Origin of the sequence: Flavobacterium cyanobacteriorum (genome assembly GCF_002251835.1) — a bacterium.
GTDB lineage: Bacteria > Bacteroidota > Bacteroidia > Flavobacteriales > Flavobacteriaceae > Flavobacterium > Flavobacterium cyanobacteriorum.
The window spans coordinates 1-7,481 of record NZ_NOXV01000184.1 but is presented as its reverse complement, the minus strand read 5'-3'; the positions used below and the strand labels follow the sequence as shown (position 1 = coordinate 7,481).

At 37.9% G+C, this 7,481-nt stretch carries 7 protein-coding genes; 2 read left to right on the top strand and 5 right to left on the bottom strand.

The annotated features are described in order from the left end of the window. Positions 1-358: 358 nt before the first annotated feature. Both CHU92_RS03610 and CHU92_RS03605 read left to right on the top strand, forming a co-directional pair. On the top strand, positions 359-1,462 hold the full coding sequence (locus CHU92_RS03610) for an ImmA/IrrE family metallo-endopeptidase (protein ID WP_165764579.1): 1,104 nt from the start codon (positions 359-361) through the stop codon (positions 1,460-1,462). Beyond that, positions 1,459-2,034 carry a DUF4411 family protein gene (locus tag CHU92_RS03605; RefSeq protein ID WP_094412693.1) on the top strand — a complete coding sequence of 192 codons (576 nt, stop codon included), beginning with the start codon at positions 1,459-1,461 and terminating at the stop codon, positions 2,032-2,034. Before CHU92_RS03610 ends, CHU92_RS03605 begins: the two co-directional genes overlap by 4 nt. 360 nt (positions 2,035-2,394) lie before the next feature. Here the strand turns inward: CHU92_RS03605 and CHU92_RS03600 are convergent, their stop codons facing one another. From CHU92_RS03600 to CHU92_RS03585, 5 genes are all read right to left on the bottom strand, one after another. Continuing rightward, complete coding sequence (locus CHU92_RS03600) at positions 2,395-5,064, bottom strand: TonB-dependent receptor (protein ID WP_094412691.1); 2,670 nt, start codon at positions 5,062-5,064, stop codon at positions 2,395-2,397. Positions 5,065-5,297: 233 nt separating this feature from the next. After that, positions 5,298-5,465 carry a hypothetical protein gene (locus tag CHU92_RS15780; protein ID WP_165764578.1) on the bottom strand — a complete coding sequence of 56 codons (168 nt, stop codon included), beginning with the start codon at positions 5,463-5,465 and terminating at the stop codon, positions 5,298-5,300. 16 nt (positions 5,466-5,481) lie between these two features. Continuing rightward, positions 5,482-6,117 carry a GLPGLI family protein gene (locus tag CHU92_RS03595; RefSeq protein ID WP_094412689.1) on the bottom strand — a complete coding sequence of 212 codons (636 nt, stop codon included), beginning with the start codon at positions 6,115-6,117 and terminating at the stop codon, positions 5,482-5,484. A gap of 58 nt (positions 6,118-6,175) precedes the next feature. Continuing rightward, on the bottom strand, positions 6,176-6,562 hold the full coding sequence (locus CHU92_RS03590) for a hypothetical protein (protein WP_207759798.1): 387 nt from the start codon (positions 6,560-6,562) through the stop codon (positions 6,176-6,178). Between the two features lie 54 nt (positions 6,563-6,616). Beyond that, positions 6,617-7,384, bottom strand: coding sequence for a GLPGLI family protein (locus CHU92_RS03585; RefSeq protein WP_094412685.1), 768 nt, complete (start codon positions 7,382-7,384; stop codon positions 6,617-6,619). Positions 7,385-7,481: the final 97 nt, after the last annotated feature.

The window sequence follows — 7,481 nt, the reverse complement described above, 5'->3', positions numbered from 1 at the left end:
CCGCTGCGCTGCATTGCGGGCTTTCCGCTGCAATCCCTCACGCGGGGCGAGCGTGAAAGAAGTGTGGGCAGTTTTCATAATAATTTGTTAAATTGACATTATAACATTTGTATATTAGTTTGTGTGCTGTGCGCCCCAAGCGATTTACCCCGTCCAGCCCCCCGGGAGTGTCTGACAACAAAGCGATGTGCAAAATGCAAAATCACTTCGCGTGGGGTGTTATGCATCAGTTCAGAAGACACCTGAACTGACAAAAGAACCGTTTTAAAATTGTAAATTTGCTGAGCTAACAAATAAAGACTTCTTGAAAGTAGAACAGAACATATCAAGACTTAAATACTTACTGACATTGTACAAAATGACAGTAGAAGACTTGCTATTGTCTGTAAGCGAAGGACTTAAAAAACCCTTAACCAAAGAAGACATTTTATCTAACGAAATAAATGTTAGTCACTTAAAACGGATAGACAAGGTTTTTAACAAAGGACTTCACTACTATTTAGACCCAAAATCTCCAGAAGTTTCTAAAGATGCCAGCATTTTCTTCAGAAAAAACAAGTTTGGGACAGAACTTAATATAGGGGCTAAGAAAATCGTAAACCAATTTGAAGAATTTAAAATATCGCTTTCGGCTATTTCAAAATTGGCTGAGATAAATATTGACAGGTCTTTGCCAGTCTTTTCTGTTAAAGACGACCCCAAAGCCGTTGCGATTAAAATCAGAAAAGAACTATATCCTGACTTTAACCCGATACCAAAAGAATTTTTACGAGCATTGATTTCAAAACTTGCCGAAAAAAATATTTTGGTTTTCGAGTTTGTAGAAACTTGGAATAAAAAAGAGAAAGCAAATATTGACGGCTTTTTTCTTGCACCAAATGTAATTGTACTAAAGCGACAACAATCTTCTTTCAGAAGAGAGATTTTCACTCTAATACACGAGTTAGGACACTACTTGCTTAACGAAGAAGAAATTGAAGAACTTGATATTTCAAACTTCGCAAACAACAAACTTTCAGCCATTGAAAGATGGTGCAACGACTTTGCATACTATTTCTTAGCAGGGGATTACAATAAAGCATTTGAACAAATTGACAAAGCTGACGAAACAAATGACTATCACTTTGAACTGATTGAAAACATTTCAAAGCATACACATTTAAGCCAAATTGCACTATTTACAAAGCTATTATTTCAGAAAAAAATATCTCAAAACAACTATAATACAATAAAAACAGACTTTGACGAACAATACAGGTTACGTCAAGAAGAAGAAAAGAAACAAAGAGAGCTTGACAAATTACAAGGTATTCAAAAAGGTGGCTCAACGCCCAAGCCTATTAATTCGCCATTGCTCATATCAACCATTCAGACAGCTTTCTATGAAGGAGTGATAAACGAATATGATGTATGTAAGGCTCTGAATATTTCACCTGATAAACTAGAAAAGTATTTGCAATGAAAGTAGTAATCGACACAAATTCGCTCTTGTCGTTGGTTCGATACTACTTGCCATTTGACAAAAAAGGAGTTCTATTTAAATTTATCAAATCAAAAATCGAAAACGGTGACATTATCATTATTGACAAGGTTCTTGAAGAATGCACATACAATTCCAAAGGACTTGTTCTTGAAAAATTACCCTATTTAACTGAAAAGACATTTTTAAAATCGGCAAAACTTCCTTACAAAACCGACAGCCTCCTTGTTCCAAATACTAAACAGTTCTTTCATCAATTAAATAATGTTTTTGTAAATAATATCGTTAAAAGGTCTCAAGGATTGTCAGATGTTGAATTTGAAAATCGAAAGACTGCTTTCATTGAAAGTGCTGATATGAAACAAGTAATCTTGTCCTTGAATTTAAAAAATCAAGGTGAGCAGGTAATTATAGTAACAGAAGAAACTGAAAGCAGTAACGACAACAAACTTTTCAAAAAGATACCTGCAATTTGCAAAGAGTTAGAAATTGATACGATGACTTTACCAGAATTGATTGCAAAATATGACGGTATTGACATTGACTTCCAATAGAAAACCTACGCACAACAGCAGTAACCGTTGCACAACCCCTTCCAAAAGATAATTTTTTTGAAAAACTACAAAAAACAACTTCGTTTCATGAGTTTTAAGCGAGATTTATTTTGGATTAAAGATGTTATAGTTCAAAAAAAGAAGGTGTAAAAACGTTCATTTTGGCTTCAAAAAAGAGCTTTTAAAGAAGTAGTGCTCCCTTAAGGAAGATTTTCTGCAATCCCTCACGCGGGGCGGGTGGCAGCAATAGCGCGGATTCATGGAAAACAAGTAGCACAACCTACAGGCCCGGACAACTTTTTATTAGTATTAGAGATGTAAAGTTGCTATTCTCATTCAGGTGATACTTCATCCATTTCCCTAAAACCGGTACCGCAACGAGAGCAGCGCGTACCGCGGCAATAGCCGGAACGAATTGCTCGAATAGCCTATATCGCTCACGCTGTAAGTGGTAAATTCTTTGGTATTGAACAGGTTGCGCACATCAAGGCCTATAGAATATTTATCTTTATCAAAGGAGTAGGAGGCCTCTATGTCAGCAAAAAAATAATCATCATTATTGTCAACACCCCCAAAATTGTAGTGCTCGCCTTTGGCCGTTATACGCAGTTTATCTGTCACCGTGTACTGTAAGTCCAGGTAAGTGTATTTTGAGGTGTTGTTAAAAGTATTGTCTGATTGTATTTGGCTAAAGTTCCATTCTGTACCCGTGTTAAAATTAAAAGCAGATTTGAAGCTGCTGCGCCATCTAAGGCTATATATTTGGCTGTACATAGTGTTTTTTCGCAATCCTGATTCATTTACCTGATTGTAATATATAGCTTGGGTACCCAGCGCATCAATCGCTAATGAACCTTTAAGTTTTTTTATAACAAAATGGCTTCGCAGGTTTATGGAAGATTGTTCCCCGCCACGGATAATAAAAGCCTCCGACAATGAAAGATTCTGATTAATCTGGCTGCGGTAGGTTATAATGTCGTTTTGCCTGCCATAGGTGATCCCGGCAGAAAAACTATACCGGTTAAGGTAATGCTTAGTTGTAAAATTCAGTCCGGCAGATGAACTTTCCAGCTGGTTAAACGCTCCCAGCCCCCTTGAAAAGCTTCGCGAAGAGGTGAGCAGGTAGGCATCATTTACCTGTATTATGCCGCTATTTTGTATATTGTATATATAATTGGCAGAAAGTACATTATCAGGCGATACCTCCCATGTCCCGTTTACCACAGTATTGATAAAGAAAGGGCTTTGGCTTCGCGTTTCGCCATTGGTATTCTCAAAGCGGTTGAACAACTGGTGTGCATTGAAGTTGGCACCTAAAGAAATTTTTTTTATCTTCCAGGTATAGCCGCTTTTGGCATACAGGTCGCCTACTGTATACTCTGTATCCGACTGGAAACCTTGTGGCTCTGTGGTGGCGCCATCAGCAAAAAAGCTGAAACGCGTGGCCAGGTTATCTCTGTTATACTGATAGCCTACGGTAAAAGCTATAAGGTCGCTATTCTTTTGCTTTAATTTGAAATCGGCTTCCAGGCCGGCATACTGTTTGCTGCTTTTGACCGCATTGCCTATTGCGGAAATGTTGTCATTCGGGAAAAGGCCGCCCAGCAGGTAATCATCAATGCCATACTCCTGAGGTATCCTGTCGGTCAGGAAGCGGCTTTTCAGTAAAATAACGTTACGGCTTTTCCATTTGCGGGTGTAGGTGAGCTGCTGGTCAAAATAGGTATTGCCGGTTTCCAGCCTTTCCCTCGTGCTGTCCCCGTTAAAGGTATAATCGCTGGTAAAGGTATTGCTGCCTGAATTAAAAGTACTTAGTGTTTGCAGCATCTGCGTTGCCGAAATATCATAGTTCAGATAAGCGCTTACATACCCTTTTCGCAGTGCGTTTTTAGAAGTATTCACCTCGGTATTTTCAAAAAAAGTATTTTCAAAGTTGGCTACAGTAAAAGCGTTTTGGTAGGTGTTGAGCTCATCAAAACCCAAAAATCCGTTTAGCCTTAGTTTGGCATTTTGTCCCAAAGGGAATATGGTGCTTAAGGAACCGGAACGCGCATTGTTAAAACGTGCACGCGCCTCATCAATTCTGGAAACGCTGTTGCTAATGTTCATAATTTCTGCGGTACGGCTGCTGAGGCCTATGGTTTCTATATCGGCAGAATTATAGCGCATGGACGCTATATCTCCTACATAGTCATAGCCGGCATTGTTGCCATTCACGTTCAGGAAGTTTTTATAGTTCTTGCTAAAATTCATGAGGTTTCCAGAGGCCTTGTAGCGGTTGTCGTTGCCATAGCCTGCTGTTGCATTGCCAAACCATATATTGCGGAATTTTTCGTCAATAGTAAGGTTCAGTGCCACAGCCTTGGAATCTTCAATACCTTTTAGATGTTTGTTTTTTGAATAATTTTGCAGTACCTCTACCTTGTCCAGGGGCTGCACGGGCATGTTCTTGGTAAGCAACGGATAGCCTTTGTTAAACAGGTCGTCGCCATCTACCATTACTTTTTCTACTTCGCTGTCTCCATAGAATATTTTGCCGTCTTTTTGTACGGTGATTCCGGGAATGTTCTTCAGCAGGTCTTCCACCACCGCTTCTTTTCCTGTGGACAGGGCTTTGGCGTCATATACAAGGGTGTCGCCGCGGCTTCTTACCGGGGCTTCTGCTTCAATCACGACTTCTTTGAGCATAAATCCTACTTCTTCAAGCACAAAGTTGCGGGTTATGGTTTCTTCTTGTGAGGCAACCTTTAGCTTGTCCTCGATTTTTTTATAGCCCAAATGGTTCACAACCAACGTATATTCTCCAGGCTTGGGTACTGTAATAGTATATTTGCCTTTATCTTCAGAATTAGTGTAGCTTACAATACTATTTCCACTATCCTTAACTAGAAGAGAAGCGCCGGATATCGCTGCTCCGGTAGTGTCGGTCACTACTCCTGTTAACCTATACTGGCTAAAAGAGTTATACGATATAAACAACAACAGTAGGGCCAGCCCTTTTTTATGTAGTATTACTTTACTTTTAATCATTCGCTGTACGGTTATAACTACCCGATTATAAAAACAGGTCAATTAATTTACACAGTTTTATCATGCAACATAGCTTAAGTAATGGGTTGACGTTTGGTTTTGCATGATGGGCCATACAGTGCGTAGGGATACGGGCGAATAGTTCTTTTTATCTTCTACCATTCTCAGGTTTTAGAACCTTATTTCAGGTTAATAAATTACAATGAAACATAAAATAAAAATTGGGTGTGCTACTACTCTTCCCATTCAAATTTTAGTTCCAACCCCCCTCGAGCTGCAGGTACTTTTGTCAGGGTGAAGTTATATTCAGCCGCCACACTATTAAGCGTATTGTCCATTGCCTCTTCCTTGTCGCTCATGAATTGTTGATAGGTAATGGGTTCTTTATTTTTGGTAGGCATAAGAGTTTTTTAATCTTTATTTAAAATAGTCAATTTTTCGTAACTGATTTTTTCGGCTTTTATGGTATAAATGTTGGTGTTCTCGTGTGCTTTCAAGGATTAATCCGGGCAACCCGTGCAGTTTCCATGGCCCGAAGGGTATGGGGATATCGGGAGCAAACCAAGCAGTCCATACGCGCCCCCTATAGTTTGTAGTGGCCTTAGTACATAAAAAACCGGCTATATCTTTGGTCTCTCCGGTAATATTCCACTTAAAACGGTGGTAAATGTCCTGTACCAGAAAACGATTATATAATATATTATCGTAAAAAAACATTTCCTTAGCAGCATTATCTACAATAATATAAGGATCGTCTTCAGGATTGCTTTTAGACAGTCTTGTTCTAGTAATTGATAAGCTATTGTTCTGATTCTCATTTTCTTTTTTCCGTTTCTCTTCCCTCAGTTTTTCTTTTTCATCCCATGTTTTATAAGTACTATATAATGTTTGATATATCGCTTTATCTTTACTTGCATACAAGACAGCATTTATAATTCGGGGCATTTCAGTATCGTAATATAGCTTATAATTCACTTGAACGTTTTTATATTCATTTTGTGAATAACCACCAACAATAAATAAAAAGAAAAATGTAAAAAATAAATGTTTCATACAAAATTTTATTTAATGGCAGGAAACTGCTGTTTCCTGCCATTGTTAAACCTTGTTACTAATTCCAACTCACATTAGATCTCAACGTGTAATCCGCAGGTGAGTATTTTCCCTCTATCTGACCTATAAATTCGGCAAAACCGGCATTACAGTCTTTCGCAGTTTTAGCATTAGAAATATACAACTCCTTTGCTACAGGTTTCCCATCTTTATCAAGGATTTGTACCCAGCCTCCACACGAAGCCACCACAAGTTGTTGACATTCTGGATTATCAAGATTTAACGTATCATAATAAAGCCATTTTTCGCTTTTAAACGTGTTTTCATTAGCTTTAAAAAAATCATTGTCCGCAAATGCAAACATGCCGGTTAGCAAAAATGCTAATGTGTAAATACATTTTAATATTGTACAAACATTAAAGGTTATACTTGCTAAGTAAGTCAAAAAAAACTATATAAAAAGCGGTGTAGGCTAAAAAAATGTTAAATTTTTAAAACGCTATTCTTCCCATTCGTATATGAGCTCTTCCCCACTACGGGGTTCATTTTTTACCTGAATCTCAAATTCGGTATTAGCCATAAGCGCTTTGAAACGATTTTCATTATATTCCAAATTTTCATCAATGAATTGCCTGATGGGTATTACTTTTTTGCGGCTAGTAGCCATAAGTGTTGAAAAGTCCTTGCTAAAAATATCATCTGTAACCATTTCAATTTTAACAGCTTTATATGTATACCTGTTGGTACTATCGTATGCCTCCAGTATTAATCCCGGTAATCCATGCAGCTTCCAGGGGCCAAACGGCACCGGGATTTCAATTGTAAACCATGCTATCCACTCCCTACCCCTATAACTGGTGGTTGCTTTGGTGCAATTATATCCGGCAATAGTCTTGCTTTCTTTAGTAATAATCCACTTAAGATCCGTATAAATATCTTTTACTAAAACTATATTTTGCCCTAACGCGCCAAAAAAAAGCATTTCTTTTTTCTTTCGGTCTATTTTCATGTAGGGTTCATAATCACCCTGTATTTTAGCTATGTTCATGTCATACTTTGATGGTTTTTCAGTCCAGCGTTCGGTTGTACTCAACTTATCCTGATTAATAGCAACATCATTTTTCACAAAAAGGAGGTGTGTTGCTTTAACCGGGACATCGGTATCACAGAACAGTTTGTACTCAACCTTCAAATCAGTTTTTTTAGGCTGCGCAAAACAAAGCATCGTAACAGATGCTAATACTAATAATATGAAGTTTTTTTTCATAAAAATAATTTAAATACTGCCAGGCTATCAGCCCAGCAGTAAAGGTTATGTTGTTAAGTACACGACAAAAATTGTATTAAATTAATTTCCAGCTTAT

What these genes read in the sequence shown, in the direction of transcription:
- CHU92_RS03585 (WP_094412685.1), bottom strand. Translation starts at nt 7,384, where the DNA reads ATGAAAAAAAACTTCATATTATTAGTATTAGCATCTGTTACGATGCTT.
- CHU92_RS15780 (WP_165764578.1), bottom strand. Translation starts at nt 5,465, where the DNA reads ATGCCTACCAAAAATAAAGAACCCATTACCTATCAACAATTCATGAGC.
- CHU92_RS03610 (WP_165764579.1), top strand. Translation starts at nt 359, where the DNA reads ATGACAGTAGAAGACTTGCTATTGTCTGTAAGCGAAGGACTTAAAAAA.
- CHU92_RS03605 (WP_094412693.1), top strand. Translation starts at nt 1,459, where the DNA reads ATGAAAGTAGTAATCGACACAAATTCGCTCTTGTCGTTGGTTCGATAC.
- CHU92_RS03595 (WP_094412689.1), bottom strand. Translation starts at nt 6,117, where the DNA reads ATGAAACATTTATTTTTTACATTTTTCTTTTTATTTATTGTTGGTGGT.
- CHU92_RS03600 (WP_094412691.1), bottom strand. Translation starts at nt 5,064, where the DNA reads ATGATTAAAAGTAAAGTAATACTACATAAAAAAGGGCTGGCCCTACTG.